Origin of the sequence: Alkalihalophilus lindianensis, from assembly GCF_032843265.1 — a bacterium.
Taxonomy (GTDB): Bacteria; Bacillota; Bacilli; order Bacillales; family Bacillaceae_D; genus Alkalihalophilus; species Alkalihalophilus lindianensis.
In genome coordinates, this window is record NZ_JAWJBA010000342.1 from 1 (window position 1) to 271 (window position 271).

The window sequence follows — 271 nt, forward strand, 5'->3', positions numbered from 1 at the left end:
GTGGCATAGTCGGTCATCACGATATGGCCGGACTGCTCGCCCCCCAGGTTGAAGCCGCCTTCGCGCATCCGTTCGACGACATAGCGGTCGCCGACCCTGGTGCGTTCCAGCCGCAGGCCCTTGGCCGAAAGGAAATGTTCCAGTCCCAGGTTCGACATCACGGTGGCGACCAGGGCGCCGCCGCGCAACCGCCCCTGCTCGGCCCAGCGGGCCGCCATCAGCGCCATGATCTGGTCGCCATCGGCCACCCGGCCCTGTTCGTCGATGATGA

Annotated in this window: 1 pseudogene; it reads right to left on the reverse strand. The window is 67.2% G+C overall.

Features of this window, described 5'->3' with window-relative positions:
- Nucleotides 1–271, reverse strand: a pseudogene (locus RYX56_RS26590) (phosphoglucosamine mutase); the annotation flags it as partial.